10 protein-coding genes are annotated in these 18,995 nt (G+C 42.1%); 1 reads left to right on the top strand and 9 read right to left on the bottom strand.

The genetic code is table 11. The annotated features are described in order from the left end of the window. Nucleotides 1-210 precede the first annotated feature (210 nt). From HBH39_RS14165 to HBH39_RS14175, 3 genes are all read right to left on the bottom strand, one after another. On the bottom strand, nt 211-3,252 hold the full coding sequence (locus HBH39_RS14165) for a sensor domain-containing protein (protein WP_167679328.1): 3,042 nt from the start codon (nt 3,250-3,252) through the stop codon (nt 211-213). A gap of 358 nt (nt 3,253-3,610) precedes the next feature. After that, a complete protein-coding gene (locus tag HBH39_RS14170) occupies nt 3,611-4,105 on the bottom strand; it encodes a prepilin-type N-terminal cleavage/methylation domain-containing protein (protein WP_167679330.1) in 495 nt (164 codons plus the stop codon). A 214-nt stretch (nt 4,106-4,319) separates the two neighbouring features. After that, nucleotides 4,320-5,735, bottom strand: coding sequence for an FUSC family protein (locus HBH39_RS14175; RefSeq protein ID WP_167679333.1), 1,416 nt, complete (start codon nt 5,733-5,735; stop codon nt 4,320-4,322). A 256-nt stretch (nt 5,736-5,991) separates the two neighbouring features. Here HBH39_RS14175 and HBH39_RS14180 point away from each other — a divergent pair, with 256 nt between their 5' ends. Next, on the top strand, nt 5,992-6,948 hold the full coding sequence (locus HBH39_RS14180) for a glutathione S-transferase family protein (RefSeq protein WP_167679335.1): 957 nt from the start codon (nt 5,992-5,994) through the stop codon (nt 6,946-6,948). Nucleotides 6,949-6,969: 21 nt separating this feature from the next. Here the strand turns inward: HBH39_RS14180 and HBH39_RS14185 are convergent, their stop codons facing one another. The 6 genes from HBH39_RS14185 to HBH39_RS14205 all read right to left on the bottom strand — a co-directional run bounded on the left by HBH39_RS14185 (nt 6,970) and on the right by HBH39_RS14205 (nt 18,737). After that, nucleotides 6,970-8,769, bottom strand: coding sequence for an SLC13 family permease (locus tag HBH39_RS14185; RefSeq protein ID WP_244325660.1), 1,800 nt, complete (start codon nt 8,767-8,769; stop codon nt 6,970-6,972). Nucleotides 8,770-9,156: 387 nt separating this feature from the next. Beyond that, nucleotides 9,157-11,070 carry a TonB-dependent receptor domain-containing protein gene (locus HBH39_RS14190; protein WP_244325661.1) on the bottom strand — a complete coding sequence of 638 codons (1,914 nt, stop codon included), beginning with the start codon at nt 11,068-11,070 and terminating at the stop codon, nt 9,157-9,159. After that, nucleotides 11,067-11,864 carry a TonB-dependent receptor plug domain-containing protein gene (locus tag HBH39_RS19840; protein ID WP_244325662.1) on the bottom strand — a complete coding sequence of 266 codons (798 nt, stop codon included), beginning with the start codon at nt 11,862-11,864 and terminating at the stop codon, nt 11,067-11,069. Before HBH39_RS19840 ends, HBH39_RS14190 begins: the two co-directional genes overlap by 4 nt. 86 nt (nt 11,865-11,950) lie before the next feature. Continuing rightward, on the bottom strand, nt 11,951-14,788 hold the full coding sequence (locus tag HBH39_RS14195; RefSeq protein WP_167679336.1) for a hypothetical protein: 2,838 nt from the start codon (nt 14,786-14,788) through the stop codon (nt 11,951-11,953). Between the two features lie 265 nt (nt 14,789-15,053). Next, nucleotides 15,054-18,155, bottom strand: coding sequence for a DEAD/DEAH box helicase family protein (locus HBH39_RS14200; RefSeq protein ID WP_244325663.1), 3,102 nt, complete (start codon nt 18,153-18,155; stop codon nt 15,054-15,056). Then, nucleotides 18,156-18,737: a class I SAM-dependent methyltransferase gene (locus HBH39_RS14205; protein WP_167679338.1), complete on the bottom strand. Its 582-nt coding sequence runs from the start codon at nt 18,735-18,737 to the stop codon at nt 18,156-18,158. Nucleotides 18,738-18,995: the final 258 nt, after the last annotated feature.

The raw sequence follows: 18,995 nt of genomic DNA on the forward strand, positions 1-18,995 counted from the left end.
CTATTAAAAATTCCATCCCATAATACCTATCTCGGTAAATAAGTAACAGAAATAGTAAGGAAAACATCTGATAACAAGGCAAAAATTTCGATAAATAGCTATTCCCTACTCGAAAAATTCAACGCCGTGATTAAGTGATTTAACAGATAAACTTGTACATTTAACAAGCTAGAATGAGCAGTTATTTATCATGTTTGATATTACTTCTGACTAACTATGATGTTTGCTCCACAGTTCAGCAAACTTATCTGCGGGAACCGCAGGACTAAACAAATAGCCTTGCATTTCTTCACAACCATTTTCTAACATAAACAATTTCTGGGTTTCGGTTTCGACTCCTTCTGCGATAACACTAAACCCAAGACTGTGTGACATCGCTATAATCGCTTTCACAATAGCAGCATCTTCTTTATCCTCAGGTAACCCCATAACAAAAGACCGATCAATTTTAAGTTTATCTATCTTAAATCGTTTTAAATAAGTCAGTGATGAATAGTCTGTTCCAAAATCATCTATCGCCACTCCAACACCCAGAGCTCTGAGTGCTTTTAATGTATCAACAGCTAACTCAGCTTGTTGCATGACCGAGCTTTCTGTTATCTCTAATATCAGGTGGTTGGGATTAATCCCAGTATCATTTAGTACTTTTTTTACGCTATCGACCAACAAACCTGAGGTAATTTGTTTACCTGAAATATTCACCGACATTCTAATAGAAGGTAACCCTTGTGCCTTCCATAGGTTCATCTGTTGGCAGGCTGTAATTAATGACCATTTACCAATTTCTTCAATCAGCCCATTCTCTTCTGCCGCTGGAATAAATTTTGCTGGTGAAATCATGCCTAATTGTGGATGCGTCCAACGAGCTAGAGCCTCTACGCCAACAATACGATTGGTACTTAAATCAATTTGAGGCTGATAATGCAATTCAAACTGCAACTCTTTCATTGCTTGAAAAAGGTTGTTTCCAATAGAAAAACGTTCTGTCGCTTCTATGCTTTGGCTCTCATCATAAAAAACAACTTGGGAGCCACCATCACGCTTAGCTTTATACATTGCAGTATCGGCATTTTTAACTAGTTCGGTAATTGTTTCACCATCATCAGGATACACCGCAACCCCAACACTGAATGAAACATACAGTTCGTTATGATTAATGATAAAGGGAGTTTTGAAGCTATCTAAAAGACTATTTGCGGCGTTTAATATACTATTTTTACCATTCACACCTTCAAAAATAATAGTGAACTCATCACCACCAAGTCTAGATATGGTGTCTGAAGCGCGTCTATCCTCCATTAGTCGCTTGGTAACCGCAACGAGTAAAGCATCACCTACAGGGTGACCTAGTGAGTCGTTGATCTGCTTAAAACGATCTAAATCCATAAAAAACAAAGCTAACTTACAGCGCTTACGCTTAGCAACCGCCATAGCATGTTCCAAAGTCATGTTGAAAAGCATACGGTTGGGTAAATCTGTTAAAGAATCATGTTGTGCAATATATTCAAGTCGCTGCTCTGACTCTTTCATATGTGTAATATCTGAAAAAACAGCAACATAGTTAACTACATTCGCATTTTCATCAGTAACTTTATTAATGCTAACCCACTTTGGAAATACACTGCCATCCTTGCGCCTATCCCATATTTCACCTCGCCATTTTCCTCTAGTCTTAATTTGATGCCACATTTCACGATAAAAATCTTTATCATGGTGTCCTGATGAACAAAAATCTGGACTCAACCCTAGCACTTCATCTTCGTCATACCCTGTAATGTTTGTATAAGCATTATTAACCGCAATGATACGGTTGGTTTTATCTGTTATGAGAACTCCTTCAGTGGTATTTTCAAAAACCGCAGCCGCCAACAGAACACGCTGTTCAGTTTGACGCAAATGAGTTATATCTTGCACTGTACCCGATAACATTAAAGACTGGTTTTGATCATCAAAAGTAACCTCACCAATTAAATGAACAATGCGTTCTTCTCCATTTATCTCAGCTAACATACAATCCAACGCAAAGCCCTGCTGTTTGTTGATGGCGTCATTAAAGGCATTGCGAACCAGATCTTTATCTTTTGGATGTATCCTATCAATAAAACTGTCAAGCGTTAGGTGATTAACGCCACCAGGAAAACCCAAAATGATTTGAGTTTGCTTTGAGCATTCAAATTGTTGCTCTTTAACTAACCACTCCCAATGCCCCAAATGTGCCACTTTCTGCGCGTTCATCAATTGTTGTTGGCTTTTTATTAGCGATAGTTCGTTTTTTAATCGACCACTAATATCTCGAATGACAATGATGCCACAGACGTCAGCGACATCTACTCGGCTAAGATTAATTTCAACGGGAATTTGTTGCCCTGCTTTTGACAACACAAATAAGCTTTTCAGTTCTGTTATACGACTCGAAGCAGAGTGTTTTACAAAAGTCTTAATTTTTGCAGCATATTGATTGCGCTGCTCAGGGAGCATCAATTGCACAGCCTGCATGCCCGAAAGTTCAGCATGGCTATAGCCTAATAACCGCTGCGCCTGTTTTGATGCACGCAAAATTTTACCGTCGCGATTAAAACTCAGCACAGCATCCGGCATCGACTTTAATAGATTATCAAGAATGCCATAAGCTTCTTGAATGCGTTGATTGACTTTGATAAATCGGATCAGTATGCCGCTAAAAATAAACATCACTGGAATAGCTAAGATACTAAACAATAAGAATTGAGTGGTTTCTTTAATCTTTTGAGTCGTGAAGTGACGAGTCTCTTCCGCTCGAGCCAAAGCCCTTTCTTTCAAAAAAGCTAACGCAATAAAAGCTGGCTCATCATCTACTTTTACCACCTTATCTATTTGAGCTATGGTCTGTCCATTTGCAATACCAAGCGTTACCAATTCAAGGTTAGCCTCGTATTGTTCCACAACGTTTTTAATGTCTAAAATAGCTTGCTCTTCAGCAGCTGAATTTACAAACTGGTGGTATGAATAAAGAGAATGTTTAAATTTTTGTATACTTTCCTTCGCACTATCAAGATAGGAGGGGTTATGGCGTAAAACATAATTTTTAAAATGATGAATCAGTCCACCAAACCCTATTGAGTGATGGATTTCCTCCAAAATTTCAATCTCTTTGACTGTTTGTTGGCTATAATCAACCCAAAAATTTTGTACTTGATTGATTTTTGCCACCCCCTCTTTGGCAAAAAACACCCACGACAAGCTAAGCAAAGCCGTGATAGATAGGATAGCCATCAAATTTAATTTGAATCTTTTGCTATTATTTTTCATCGTCACTCAGCATAAAAGTTTTTAGAACACTAAAAAATAAACGCGATAGGGGTTTATTGCACAGTTTTGATCAGCAACACATTTAATGACTTTGATATCAACCTTATGGTCATATCGTTTAAAGTTGACAAAGTTAATGCGTTGACTTTTTTACAAGTATAGACATGGATCAAACTTATGGATGAATATTTTTTCCACAAACAAAGCCGATACCAAAGTTGTGATGTCCGAGTCGTCATGGTCAATATTTCAACCTCATCAATAAAAAATGTCTAAGCCAAATACCCTCTAAATTGCAGCTGAATCAGCCTTGCCAATTAGCTTAGCAATCTGCGGGATCGGGCAAAGTTGAAATAACGGGCGGGGTTGTTAGTGTTGCTTTGTCATAGGTAATAAAACAAGTATCCTGTGGAGCGCCAGCTTGCCAAATTTTGGCTCGGCCGCTGCCAGATTCTTTTTCAAATAACCACTCAGTATCCTCATTATTATTCACTTTAGAAATACTGATATCTAAAGCAACAGCAAAATCGTTAAAACTAGGTGCCAAATAGCCGTACATAATTGTGATATCTACGCCATCAGCAATGAAAAAGCTATTCACTTTGTCCTGTTTTTCTACCCCAAGAATCGCAGCTTTTGAGTAAATTAATGTATTAGTACCATTAATCGCAGCTTTTAATCCTGCTAGGGCTGACACCCGCGCATCCCCTTGCAAGTTAATAAATTTAGGTGCAGCAGTTACCGCGAGAATCCCTAAAATAATAATCACCACCACTAGCTCAATTAGCGTAAAACCCTGAACTTTAATAACTTTCATATTCTCACCTCTAAAATAGAGCAATAAACTAACTTTAGCTGCTGATGACAAGAATTACCAAAAAGCTTAAAAATGATACAGATCAAGCCCATAAGCCCCCTAAAATTTAACAATAGCTTTTCGCAACATACTTTTAGTGCTTGCAACCAAGTAATTTGCAGTTGAGGTATTTCAAATAAAGAGAGTTGAACGAGATGAGGTGATAGGCTTGGATTTACTCAGCAGATAACTTAGCCACAATGCCACTGAATAAATGGGTATAAAACTGCACAATAACAAAACTCAACATAATATAAATTAACATGATTATTGAGCTTTCAACGTCAAAAGTGGGTGTGTTATTTAACGCCCCTGCTGTCATCAGCAACATGATATTGCCACCAATAATGCGGTGAACCACTAAACGGGGATGCGACATCACTCGCCAGAGCATATAAGTATTAATAAAATAGAACGCAGCTAATTGCCAAACTTCTGTCATGGCTGGCATGATCAACACATATTGGACAATAAATATCACCCCAAAGCCAAAGTAACCCAACATCCAATGCTTGAGCATACGATCAGGCATTGGCGCTAATAACCCCGCATATACCCCTGCATTTAATGGAAACATATAACTATCTGGAATAGGGACATAAATCCATAACATCAACGCAGTAATAAACATGCATAATGCTTTTAGTGACTTTATAGCATCAAGCCGATAATTTTTAGGCGGCAAAAAGTCAGCTTTAGCCTCTAGGGGTAATTCATCGTAAGCTTGCTGAATATAACGAGGACAAGGTACACCTTTGTCTGCATGTTGAGTAGGCTCTTGTAAAAAATCAATCACGTCCTTTAATAACATTCTATGACGCAAAATTAATTGTGGATTTTGCCAATTTGCATGAATTTGAGCTAGACAGTGCTGCGCAACAGCCATGGCTTTTACATGCTCTCGCCACTGCTTATCGCGCCGATGTAATTGATAACGGTCGTGAAATGGCATATTGAGATATTCATATAACTTTCTGATACTTGAACTGTGATCTTTATAACGCACGCCATGATGATCGACGCCGTCAGCCATAATAGCATCAAGATGACGGTTCGCTTCCTCAAAGCTAGTTACTAAATTATTTTGGGTTTTGGTAAACAGCTCTAAAAAAAGCGTTTCCGTGTTTCTTGGCCAAATAATACGAAATACTAAAGTGTATACCACTATTCCAAGGAGGGTTTCTTGTAACCTTAACAACAAAACATTAAATGTTACCTGGTTATCAAAGCCACCAACACTGGCAATAATGATGCACACGGTGAATGTGGTGGAATAGATATAGCCATACTTAGGATCACTAGTCATGAAAACACAAATAGCCAAAATCACACATAAAATCGCCAAAAACATGAAGCGTTCTTGAGATAAAAATACAATTAAAAATAATCCCGCAATAATGCCAACACCGGTACCTAATAGCCGATGACGGCCTTTGGTTATCGCATGACCAATGGATTCACTCATTCCCATCACTAATGCAGCCATAGCAGACCAGTATGGTTTTTCCCATTGCAACCAAAGCGCACAACAAATCGAAAGCACCACAGCCAAAGCCATTTTTAATGCGATTTTATTATTCGATTCTTCCAATTAATAACCTTAATGCGTAATTAACTATTTTTAGTGATTAGCGTTTATTTAGCTTAGCTTGGTTAGTTACAATTAGCTGTAGACGCTAAATAAATTTCAATGAACAGGACAGTAAAAAATAACCAATCAGCGAATAATATACAGTGGATTAGAAAAAAAAAGCACTAGTCAGTTCGCGCGATTAAATATATATGATCGCTAAAGCCATCTTGACGTACTAACAAACATAAAAGGCGTCTCAATACAGGAGTAAACCATGGGATTAATTGTCAATGGCAAGTGGGTTGATCAATGGTATGACACCTCTAAAAGCCAAGGCGAATTTAAACGCCAGCAAAGTCGCTTTAGAGATACTATCTCAGCGAATGGCCCCTATAAACCAGAAGCTGGTCGCTATCATCTATATGTTTCATTAGCCTGTCCTTGGGCACACCGAACACTGATTTTCAGGCAATTAAAGCAACTGCAAAACATCATCAGTGTCAGTTGTGTCAAACCTGAAATGCGACAAAATGGCTGGGAATTTGACCCACAAAATAGCAACTATAAAGACCACCTCTTTGCCAGTGACTATTTGTATCAACTTTATTTAAAAGCAGCCCCCGATTATCAAGGCCGTGTCACTGTGCCAGTATTATGGGATAAACATACCCATCAAATTGTTAATAATGAATCCAGTGAGATAATCCGCATTTTTAATAGCGCGTTTAATCCGTTAACCGGCAATGACGATGATTATTACCCCGCAGCACTCCAAACTGAAATCGATGCCATTAATGACCGAATTTATCATCAAATCAACAATGGTGTTTATCGAGCCGGTTTTGCTACCACCCAAACAGCATACGAAACCGCCTATGATGAGCTTTTTACTAGCCTAGATTGGCTTGAAACACACCTAGGTAAACACCGCTATTTAGTCGGCAACACACTCACCGAGGCCGATTGGCGCTTATTTACAACCTTGGTGCGTTTTGATGCGGTATACCATGGACATTTTAAATGTAATCGCAACCGCTTAAGTGAATTTCATCATATTAGTAATTACGTCAGAGAGCTTTACCAATTTGGCACTGTCGCCGACACCATAGATTTGGATTACACCAAAAGACATTACTACGCCAGTCATGACACCATTAACCCCACTCTGATAGTCCCCAAAGGGCCTGCTCTGGACTTTACCATTAAGCACGATAGAGATTTACTTAAATGAACAAACCGCAGGAACCACCGATTAAAATGGCCATACCCACAACAACATAGGAATACTTACCGCCACAACAATGGCCTCAAGTAATAAACCAAGTCGCCAGTAATCGCCAAATCGAAATCCCCCAGGACCCAGTATCAGGGTATTATTTTGATGACCAATGGGGGTTAAAAATGCACAGGACGCCCCAACGGCAATAGCCATTAAAAAAGCATCTGCACTCACGCCAAGCTGAGTTGCAGTGCTTATGCCAATGGGACACATCACGGCTGCCGTAGCCACATTATTCATTAAATCAGATAAAAACATAGTGATAACCAGCACTAATACCAAAGCACCAATGGCATGACTTTGAGCGACATTATCCAGTAAAAACTGGGCAATTAAATCTGCCGCACCTGTTGTAAACATGGCATTAGCAACCGGTAATAACGCAGCCAATAACACCACAACCGACCAATCAATGGTGCTATAAATCGATCGGATTGGCACAATGCCCAATAATGAAAAAGCCAACCCACCAGCCACAAAAGCCACCGCAGCAGGCAAAATACCCAATGCCACTGTTGTCACTGCAATGGCCATAATGATTGAGGCCACCAGCGCTTGACCTTTTTTGGGCACCCTAATATCTCGTTCAGCTAAAGGTAAACACCCAAATTGCGACGCAAATCCCGCAACCGACTCAGGGTCGCCTTGAAGCAGCAATACATCTCCTGCTCGCAATGGTGTTGAACGCAAACGTTTAATTGACCGCAAACCTTGGCGAGAAATGGCTAACAAATTAATACCAAAGCGGCTGCGTAGTTCGATGTCTGTAGCAGAGCGATTGACTAATGCGGCACCGGGTTTAACCACCCACTCCTGTAAAATGATATCAGCGACTTTGCCCGCATCCCATTGCCCCTCTTTTTCAATGATGGTTGTATCAGCATCGGTTAAGTCTGGCTTATCAGACTCTAACGCAGGTTCGGTTGGTGGTTCATTGTTGACACTAATGTCTTCTTCCAATTTTACCCCAAGACTTGAAAGTACTTTTGGCAATGACTCTGGCTCAACCTCAATCACTAAAATATCATCTTGCTGCAAAACTCGTCTGGGGCTAGGGGCAGACAAGCGCACCTTACGGCGGATCAAACCAATAATTTGCGCATCAGCCTCAACCAGTAATTTATCAACCTCAAACAGACTCTTATTTTCAGCCTGACTGCCCGCTACAATACGCACCTCGCTTAGATAAGTTCCCGTGTCAAAACTGCCCGACTCAGACTGTTTGCGCACAGGCACCAGTCGCCAGCCAAACACCCCAATAAACACCACGCCCACAACGGCCACCGTCACACCCACCGGAGAAAAATCAAACATGGAAAAACTCTCCAAGCCGCTTGCGCCTCGAAAGCCAGCAACCACCATGTTAGTCGGCGTACCAATTAAGGTCATCATGCCCCCCAAAATAGACCCAAATGCTAACGGCATTAACACTTGGCCCGCAGGCAAACCAAACTTGGCTGCCATCTGAATGGCTATTGGCATCAGTAGCGCCAACGCGCCAACGTTATTGATTAAGCCCGATAACAAGGCTGCAAGGCTTATCAAGGCCAATATGCTTAAGGTTGGTCCCTTAGAGGTGGGCAATAAATGTTTTGCCAGAACATCTACCGCTCCCGATATTTGTAAGCCATACCCCAGCACTAACACACTTGCCACGGTAATCACTGCGGGGTGCCCAAAACCACTAAATGCGTCAGCACTGGGCACAACGCCCAAAAATACACAGGCAAGCAAAGCCATTAATGCAACAACATCGTGACGCCATTTCCCCATAGAAACAGCGCCATAGTGATCACTAATAAAGTAACAATAATGATTTGATCAGATGACATGGCAAATGGACCCTAGATGATTAATCCTTAACATGAAGTGCTTCCTCAAACATTAATGATCATCGTTGGCAGGTGCTATTAGCATAGTTCAACTTTACCGTTAACACCTTAAACAAATTAGACTTTTATCATTAGGTTTAATAACTTGCCACAGGGCCAATGCAATCACTTTCACTCAATTTCATATCCAGAATATTGCCAACTATCAATGTTAAAAAAAGCCACTTTCTCGTTCCAAAGAAAGTGGCCATGCACCTTTTTAACCATAGAAATGATGAGTAAATATGGTTAAAAATCAGTACTCGTTTTCCCTAACATAACCGCAATTCTAGTATTCGTAGCTAAATTGCAGGGTGTATTCTGTGCCTGGGTCTTTGGCGTACACTTGAATATCCTGTTGTTCATATTCTGTGGTTTCACCCAGTAAGTTTTTCGCCTTTAACTTAATCGCCATGCTGGTGGTGGGAAAAAAGCTATAGGTGAAATCTAAACTATGAAAGGGTTTTTCATACACATCATCTAAGCCACCACGGCCACCGTAAGCAATGCGTTCACCAAACACGTTATAAACCAAAGTGGCACTGTGATAACTGTTAGAAGAGTCATAACTTAGCTGTACGTTGGCCACCCATGCAGAATGGCCTGTCATACGGCGCTTATTGTTAGTTGGGTCGATTTCACCATTGGGAGCGATAGTAATTTCAGAGTCACCTATGGTTAAATTACCGGCAACAAAGAAGTCTTCCCATAGGCTGCCTTCGCTGATGAAGTCTAAGGTTTGTAAAAACTCGGCTTCAAGTCCGTATACGTAACCCGATTCGGCGTTATAAAACTTCAGCTGACGACCCGCCTCAGAAATGCGCTGAATCGGCTCGATAGGTGCATCCACATCTTTATAGAACGCGCCTAAGCTGAAGTTATCCCCTTCATCTGAGTAATATTCCCAGCGCACATCAAGGTTATAAATGTCTGAGCTGGCTAACTCTGGATTACCAAAAAAATCAAATCCGGTAACGGGATCTTGAAATCGCACAGGCGACACTTCACGTAAGTCTGGACGCACTATGGTTTTACTGGCCCCTAAACGCCATTGGGTGGTGTCGGTTTGCTTCCAGGTAAGTGACATTGACGGGAACCAACCGTCTTCCGCGATGGCATAATCGGCTAAATCGTAACGGCCGCCCTCGTCTGAAATCTCCCCCTCAGGCGTTATCGGCAAGGTGACACGGCGAAAATCTTCATAACGCACCCCTGCATAAAAACGCCATACGTCATCAAAATCGACATCAACACTGATAAAACCGGCATCATTTTTTTCAGCGGCCACATAGTCTTCGGTGTCGGTTGAGGCATCTTTTAACTCAAGCCCGATGGTGTTGTTATTGATGTTGTCGTCAGAAAAAATAGCGTCGAACTCTTCAGACAAGAGAGCGCCATTCGGGTCGGTTGGACTTAAATCAACATCAAACGCGAGGCGAGTAGCATAGCTTTCGCGGGTGCGCTCATAGTATTGATAGCCGACTTTGACTTTCATCAGGGCATCATCAAACTGCAGCGGGTAGGCGAAATCCCAGCCGTAATTTTGGCTGTCGTCCTGTAGGTTTGAATACACATATTTGGGCGCATCTTGGGTATTCAGATTACGTGAAATAGGCGAGTTGGCTTCATCTAAAATCACGTTATAGGTATAAGACAACTCATTTGGGGCGTTCCGTTCTGAGCTGGCATCAGAAAACATCCAGTTAAATTCAGCATCATTGAATACTTCAATAAAGTGATGACCCTTTATTTGATTGCTGATTAAGGTTCTTTCTTCGTAATCAATACCATAAACCTGTAATGCATTGGGCTCGCCAAGGGTGTCTATGGTTTCTTCAATGCCAACGGAAACATCGTCTGAGGTGTCACGCAAATAGGTGGTGAAGGTTTCAATTTTATGGTTGTAACCAATTTCTAAGCCTAAATTCAGCATGGCCGACATTTGCACAATCGAGTCGGTGCCGATAATGTCTTTTTGGTTTTCTATTTGAGTTTGTTCGCTGTCACCATCAAGCTCAACTTCATACTTAGTGTAGTTTTCAGCTTGCTGTTTATAGGAGTATGCCGCTAATGCGCCAAATACAAAGTCGTCTGATATGTCAAAGCGATCGCCAATGGCAATGTCGCCCCTAAAACCAGGGTCGGTACTGTCTGTTTTTACCGCCATATCGCGATACATGTCTAAGGCCAATTCGCGATTCATTTTTTGGGCTGTGGGTAGTTGATAGCGCCATTAGAGCCGCTAACAATATCAATCGGGCTGATACCGCCAAATTGATTAATCGTGTTATCAATACTGGATGGCATGCCGCGGGTGCCGTCATCTTTGCCGGTCCAATCATCACCGCCACCCTTGTAGGTATAGCTATCATTGCTGTCGTTGGTATTAAAACGCCCACCCACAGAGGTTTTAAAGAAAAAGTTAGCGGGAATAGCCTTAGTGCGAATGTCGACATGGCCACCACCAAATGCGGCTGGTTTTTCAGCTGAAGCTGATTTTTGTACCGATAATGATTCAATTATCGATGCAGGAAACATGTCTAACGGCACTACATTTCGGGTCGGATCCGGTGACGGTACTATAGCCCCGTTTAACGAGGTGCTTGAATAACGCTCACCCAGACCACGCACATAAATAAATTTACCGTCTTTTAGGGTTAACCCCGTCACTCGGCGCAGTGCAGCAGCGGCATCGCTGTCGCCGGTTCTCGAAATTTGTTCTGAGCCCATAATATCGGCTACAGCAATTTGTTCACGACGCTCTTCGGTCGCAGCCGAAGCTGAGGTACGTAGTCGCCCGGTAACAGAGATCACTTCAATAGGTTCTATCGGAAAAGATTCACCAGCGGCTTGCGTTGATGTTTGCGTGCTAGATGTCGGCTCATTGAGTGTTTCATCTTGCGCGATTGCCTGAGTGGCGGCCAATGATGTTACTGAAAGCACTGATAGAATCGCGAGCGTTAATTTGTTGGCGGTAAAACTCGGCTTGGTTTTCATACGTGATAAGTCCTGTATGCGGTTCAGAGATAGCCGCCCCATAGCATTGCGGGGCGGCTATAAACTTAGCTACTTAATGGTGTGATTTACTGTGGGAAGTAAGCCCAACCTTGACGCCAATCATTTTGGCCATCGAATGCACCAATAAAGTTGGTGGCTTCGAAGAAGTTGTCGTCTGTGCTTAAGTCTTTACCCGCGCCGATTAATGCTGCATCTGTGGTTGCTGGCATGCCGTCGGTTAAGGTTACCGCTTTGGTTGCGTTACCTTCTTGCCCCATAAACCAGGTTTCAACATTGATTGCATCTGCGGTTGCCGCGTTATCAGAGCTGTATTTGAACGGCTCGTTACAGTCGATAATCGAGTGTGACATGGTTAAGGTGTTGTTGTTCACATTGTCAACTAAGCCTGCATAACTGCCATCTAGCTCTAAACACTCTCCAGATTCTGTGGTGCTTGTACTGCCTTTACGTCCTTGCACTAACACGTTATACAGTTCAGCTGCGGTGGCGACGCGCAGTAAAATACCCTCGCCTTTATCACCACTGGCATTTTCAATGTCTGCGCCCGGTAAAATGGTGAAGTTAGCTAATTTAGGCTTGGATACTGGCGTATCTGTGGCACCTTTGTGGCTGTCACCTTCAATACCACGGTTAGCATTGCCATCTTCATGGGTAATGTAAACAAACTGCGCTTTACCTTGCCAGCCGTTAGTCCAGTCTAAGCTGTCGTCAAAGTTGTGGGTAAGGTACACGTATTTCAGGTTCACCGCGCCGCCCCAAAACTCTACACCGTCATCACCATTAGCATGCACTTGAATGTGGTCAACTTGGGTGCCACTGCCGACTGCTGCAAACGAAATCCCGTTCATTTCTTGGGTATCATTCACTTTAAAGCCCGCATACTTAATCACCACATAGCTGATTTGACCGCTGCTATCGGTGTTGTCGTTACCGCCATATGGGAAGTCACCGACTTCAAATGAGGCATCACAGGCATTTTTATCTGGACAAGTATTGGTTAAGCCTTTGCCTAAAAGCACTAACCCGCCCCACTGACCGCGCGCGCCTTCAGCACCCGCTATCACATCCTGTTGCGAGGTCATTTCAATGGGGTGAGTGGCTGTGCCCTGAGCCATAATTTTTGAACCACGACTGACCACAATATAGCTGTTGTCGGTGGCAAATAACTTAGTACCCGCTTGAATGGCTAAAGTGGCTGAATTGCTGTTATCGCCGCCAACAACAACTGCGCCGCCATCAATTTTGTACATGACATTTTGACCAGCCAATAAAGTGGTATTGCTTAATACGTTACCCTGTAAAGTACACACTAAGGTGACCGCATCATCTTTGTACAAGCCTGCAGGAACGGTTTCAGCGGTGGTGCCAACAGGGCAAGATGTTAATGTCGGTAATGTTGTCGGAGCGGGAGTGGCATCGTCATGAATCGCCGTTGTCCAACCTTCAGTCCAATCATTGGTGCCATCAAATGCGCCAATATATTGGGCATCCACTAAGCGATCATCCAAGTTGCTTAAATCTGCTTTACCAGCAGTCAATGCAACTGATGAGGTGTTCGGCATATAGCCTGTTAAGTCAGACGCGCCGACTAGGTTGCCCTCTTGGCCTTTAAACCAAGCTTCAACATCTAGCGCTAAAGTGCGACCTTCTGCGGCATCCGGTTTGGCATTTTTAAATGGCTCAACACAGTCAACCAAGCTGTTTTGTACGGTTAACTCTGCGCTATTGGCATTGTTTACAGTGTTGTCATCATTCACCTCTAAACACTCACCCGAATCTACATCCCCCTTCACCAACAGGTTATAAGCGGTTACGCCAGTGCCTTTGCGGAATAAAATCCCTTCGGCGTCGTCACCACCCGAGTTAGTACCGTTAGCCACATCGATAGTGATGTTAGCTAATGTAGGCTTAGACATAGGCATAGCGTTGGCATCGCTGTTACTGTCAGCCTCAATACCACGGTTAGAGCCATTGTCGCCTTGGCGAATATAAACGTGTTGAGCACTACCTTGCCAACCGTTAGTCCAATCTAATGAATCGTCAAAGTTTTCCGTTAACACCACGTTAGAAATGGACACGTTACCGCCCCAAAACTCAACGCCATCATCATTATTTAAATGCACTTGAATGTGGTCAACTTGAGTACCGCTGCCAACACCCGCAAAGCTGATGCCGTTCATTTCTTGAGTGTCGTTAATTTTAAAGCCGCCAAATTCAACCCGCACATATTGGAGCACACCTGAGCTATCTTGAGTGTTATCGCCGCCATAGTTATGGTTGCCCACTTCAAACGAGGCATCACAATTGGCTAGATCTGGACAGGTGTTTACCGGTGCATTACCCAGTAAGACTAAGCCGCCCCATTGGCCTGCTTTGCCTTCTTGGCCTAACGCGGTTTCTGCTGATGTGAATACGATAGGTGCGGAAGCTGTGCCTTCAGCCATGATAGTTGAACCACGGCTAATGACTAGATACGAATCACTGCCACCTAATACCTTAGTGCCAGGCAGAATAGACAATTCAACTGAATTTTCGTTATCGCCACCAGCAACCACCGCACCGTTAAGTAGCCATACAACATCATTGCCCAATACAATTTTATCGCCGTCTTGACCGCCTGTAGAAATGGTTGATGCTGCAGTTGAAGGTAACAAGCTACCTTTTAATTCCCAAACCTCTTTACCATCGACAGTAGCAAGCGTGGTACTTTTAGTTGCAAAACCACTATAAGACTTTTGCTGCGCCGTTTCTGTTGGAGTGGTTGGAGGCGTAGTTGGTGTGGTAGGCGTTGTGGTCTCTTTACCTGTGTTGATATTGATATCACCACCACATCCCGCAAGACCTAAAGTTGCAGCTAAAGCGGTAGAAATCGCGGTGAGTTTAAAAAGGTTTTTCAGTTCCATTGTCATCTCCGAAGACGGATTGCATTACAAGTTAGTGAGGTTTTATTGCGTGCCACCGGCAGACGCATTTGCTGGTGCATAAAACTAACGAGTAAAAATGACAAAAAGACTGTGTTAACGTGACATTAACATTTCCATAGCATGACAGAATAATGAAAAGCCTGTCACCACAAGCCTTGCAAGCAAGTTGGCTTGTAACTTTTGAGTAACAAAAAAGAGTGAAGAGCATTAATAGCACAGTGGTTTGACTGGCTAAAATCGACAACTACAGGTTGATCACCGCTTTAAAACGGGCAAAGGTATTCATTTGGTCACTGGCACTGAGGGGAGAATAATCGGTATTATTAGCGATTAATGTGTATTGACCTGGCGATTGCTTGATAACTTTTCTGAGTAAATATTGTGGTTCACCGGTTTCATCTAGTAGTTCAATCGCTAAAATTTGGTTGGATATTGAGCCTGCACTGCTTGGGGTTATCCATTCAAACAGCAATAAATCACCATCCACAATTGGCGATTTGCCGCCATTCATAGAGTTACCAGCCGCCCTTGCAATAAAATATTTATCTGGATTTTTTGCCCCATATTTTGCAGGTAAATCAATGCGACTCACAATCTCGGCGCTGCTCGACCGAAAGTGACCACAGGCAATTTTAAGATCTTGATAAAACGGTAAAGACAGCCCACTTTCATCTGACGCTTGTTGCGTATCAATAGCCTGTAGTTTAGCTGGCTGAGTATTAACTGCCGGTAAACCTAACACGGCTATATCTTGCTCAGTTAAGGCGATGTCTAGCTTGCTGTAGTAATGTTTAAGATCATCTAGCATCTGTACTGTGATGTTATTTAAGTCAGAGGGAGTAAGCTTGTCCCATAACACTGTGTCGAACGAAATTAAATTCAGCTCTTTGCATTGATATAAAAAGCGTTTACGTTCAAATTTTTCAAATGGGTTAATCAGAATATTCCGTTTGATAAATGCAGGATCTAATAAATTATCCTGAATATTAAGAGGGTTATCTCCCTTTTCGGCTTTGGCGTACTTGTGAAGTAAAGCTTGGTAAAAGCCTGAATATAAACTAGCTAGCACCTCTAAATCCATCTCACCTTGCTTATTACAATGATTGGCCATCAACATAAGCAGGACTATTTTGTATGAAAACGTATAGTCACGTTTTTCAATAAATTCGATAAAGTCGGCCTTGCGCGTATCTTGAGTTCTTAAAGGGATGTGCTTACTTTTTCTTATCTTTTCAAGCTGCGCCACACTAAAATAACTTAAGGTTTTACTGCCAAAGGGAATGGTTTTATCGGCGACTAACTCACCTTTTTTCATCCACGCTTTTACTGTTCCCGTTGAAATAAACAGCTCTCTGGCAAGTTGTTCTTCATTTAATAAGTCACTGAATTCTTTTTCAAAGTTAAAAATATTAATGGGTTCAATACGACGTTCTGACTCCCATAAGCCATCTAAAATCAGTAACTCTTGCTGAGCTGTCCCTTGCACATCCTTAACCACATCACCAAAGGGTTGGTAACTACCTAAATTAAACAAGCCATGTAACGACCAAGGCGTCATTGCTGCGCCATAACTGTCCACAACATCAATAACATACAAGGCTTCTTTGCCCGGATAATGTCGAGTGCCACGCCCAAGTTGCTGGGTGTATAACACTTTTGACATAGTGGGCCTTGCCATCACAACAATACCGGTTTGAGGCGCATCCCAACCTTCGTTAATTAAGTCGCAGGCACATAACATTTGCACCTTGCCTTGATGGTACAAATCTAAGCCAGCACGATCATGACCACTGACCGCAGCCGCTTTTATGCCTAATTGATTTAATAATTTAGCCATTCTTTGGCTGTGTTTAATGTCCACACAGAACACGATCCCCTGCTGGGTGCTCACTGTTGGCGAGTGTGGGTTGAAAAAGTATTTTAGTAAAACATCAGCAATCAATTGATCACGCGAAGGCACAATAACAGTTTTTTGCAGATCGCTTCTGACAAACTCTTTACCATTAAATCTCACCTTAGAAAAATCAATATTAGACTCCAATCTAAAGGCACGAATTTGTGGTACTAGATTTTTTTGAATCGCTTGCTCTAATGTCATTTCAACTTGGTAATGACCAAAAATATCAATCAAAGACCGCTTATCAAGCCGCTCATGTGTAGCGGTTAACCCCAGCAAACTTTTGGGGGTAAAGTAATTTAACACCTGCCGCAAACCATCAGCCGCTGCGCGATGTGCTTCATCAATCACAATGTAATCAAAATGGTCTTTGGATAATTTTCGATAATGGCGCAATACATAAGCACTGGTTTGCACACTAATGTCGAGTTGAGGATGATTGAGTAACTCACCCACTTTTACTTCTGGGAGCTGAGCGTGAATGCGTGCGATAAGCTGATTTTTTAACGCCACAGTAGGCACAACAGCCAATACTCGCTTGGCATTATATTGCTGTATTTGCAGCCTGACATCTTCAATAAAAACTTCGGTTTTACCGGTGCCCGTGGGTAAAACCACCAAAAAACTGTTCTGCCCAGCTTGTCTTTTTTCAGCCAGTCGATTGACTGCATCTTGTTGATGCGCATACAAACTAAAATCAACTGGCCGCTCAGCTTTATACAAGGGGGATGTTAAAAAGTGAGCTGACTCACCAAAGTAATCTTTTAACTGGTCTTCAAATTTAAATGCATCACTCATGCCGCGATCAGACCAGCGATAAACCAAATAGCCATCGTTAACCAATGAGTTTTGTTTGAACAACTGCGAACGATATTGCTTTTTAGACACAATAGAAGATAAAGGATGATGGTAAGTTTCACCATTAAGCTCAATGGCTATGGGTGATGATTTTCGATGCAGAATGTAATCAACAAATCGCTTATGACCCTGCCTGTCTACATAAGGCGCTTCGGCCTGTAATGCATGCACAGATGCTTGGCCAAATACGGTCTCAAAAATTTGTGCAAACTTAAACTCTGGCGGCGTGGGATCAATATGTTGATCTTGTCGATCCGCACCATACTTTTTCAGCTCAATAGTTTCAATTTCATCGGCAACAAACAATGTAATATCTTGGGTTAATTGCGCGATATCAAAAGCACAAAATCGATACAATCCTTGATATTGATGCATCAATTTATTCTGATAACTGGTGTAATCCACATAATGAAACTCAGCAGGATTGAGGGCATACAAGGTGTGATCAATTAAAATGGCGGGTAATTGTGATGCTAAGGATGTTGCCTTAGTCTGCTCAAAAAAATATAAGCGACCCACCTCTACTATATCGACTAACTGATATCCAAACCGGGCTAAAACCTGATCTATCCTTATCGCATCTAGGGGCATTTAATTGCCTTTTATCAGAATAGCATTTAACCATTTTTCATCTTGGCGATCAGGTCGTGCATCCCCTGTTATCCATGTTTTAACCACAGTTAAACGGGTATCTTTAATAAACAGATTAAGTCTGGTTTCGTCAGCGTTGGTAAAGTAACGGCCACCCCGTTCAACATCATCATTGCCATATTTAAATGAACAATAAAGATAACCGCCCGGTTTTAAATTTTCAGCTAAGTTGGTCAATGCAGCAGGCAATAAACCACTAGCAACATGCAGTAATGACGCGCACGCCCAAATACCATCGGCTAATCTTGCCGCTTTGTAATGCTCAAACGTATTTAGCGCAACATCAATCCCCGTTAACGCAGACGCTTTAGCCACTAACTCTTCACTGGCATCAAAAGCACTAACGTCAAACCCTTGCTGCAAAAAGTACAAACTATCTCTGCCACTACCACACCCTGCATCAATAATATGACCATTAGGCGTTAATAATGGTAAAAATATGTCATATAAGGGCGATAAATCGACGCCAACAGTATCGTTATAGAATGACTCGGCATTGACATTATAAAAGTTAGTTTTCATAAGGTTGGAATTAATAAACAATGGCAACAGATTATCATAAACAATCATGCTTTGGTAAAACGACATCAAGCAAAATTACTAATCAACTACATTACCGCGAAGCAAGAGGATCAAGCTGTTAATTTTCATAAAAGTTGTGTTTTTGTCTGGGGTTCAGCGCTATCGAATTTATCGAGTGCTGGTGGCATTGTGGCATTAAGGGGGCTAAAAGAATCGTTAAGTCCCGTGGTTACGGGGACCATAACTTGCTATATGAAC

Origin of the sequence: Shewanella aestuarii (assembly GCF_011765625.1) — a bacterium.
Lineage (GTDB): Bacteria > Pseudomonadota > Gammaproteobacteria > Enterobacterales > Shewanellaceae > Shewanella > Shewanella aestuarii_A.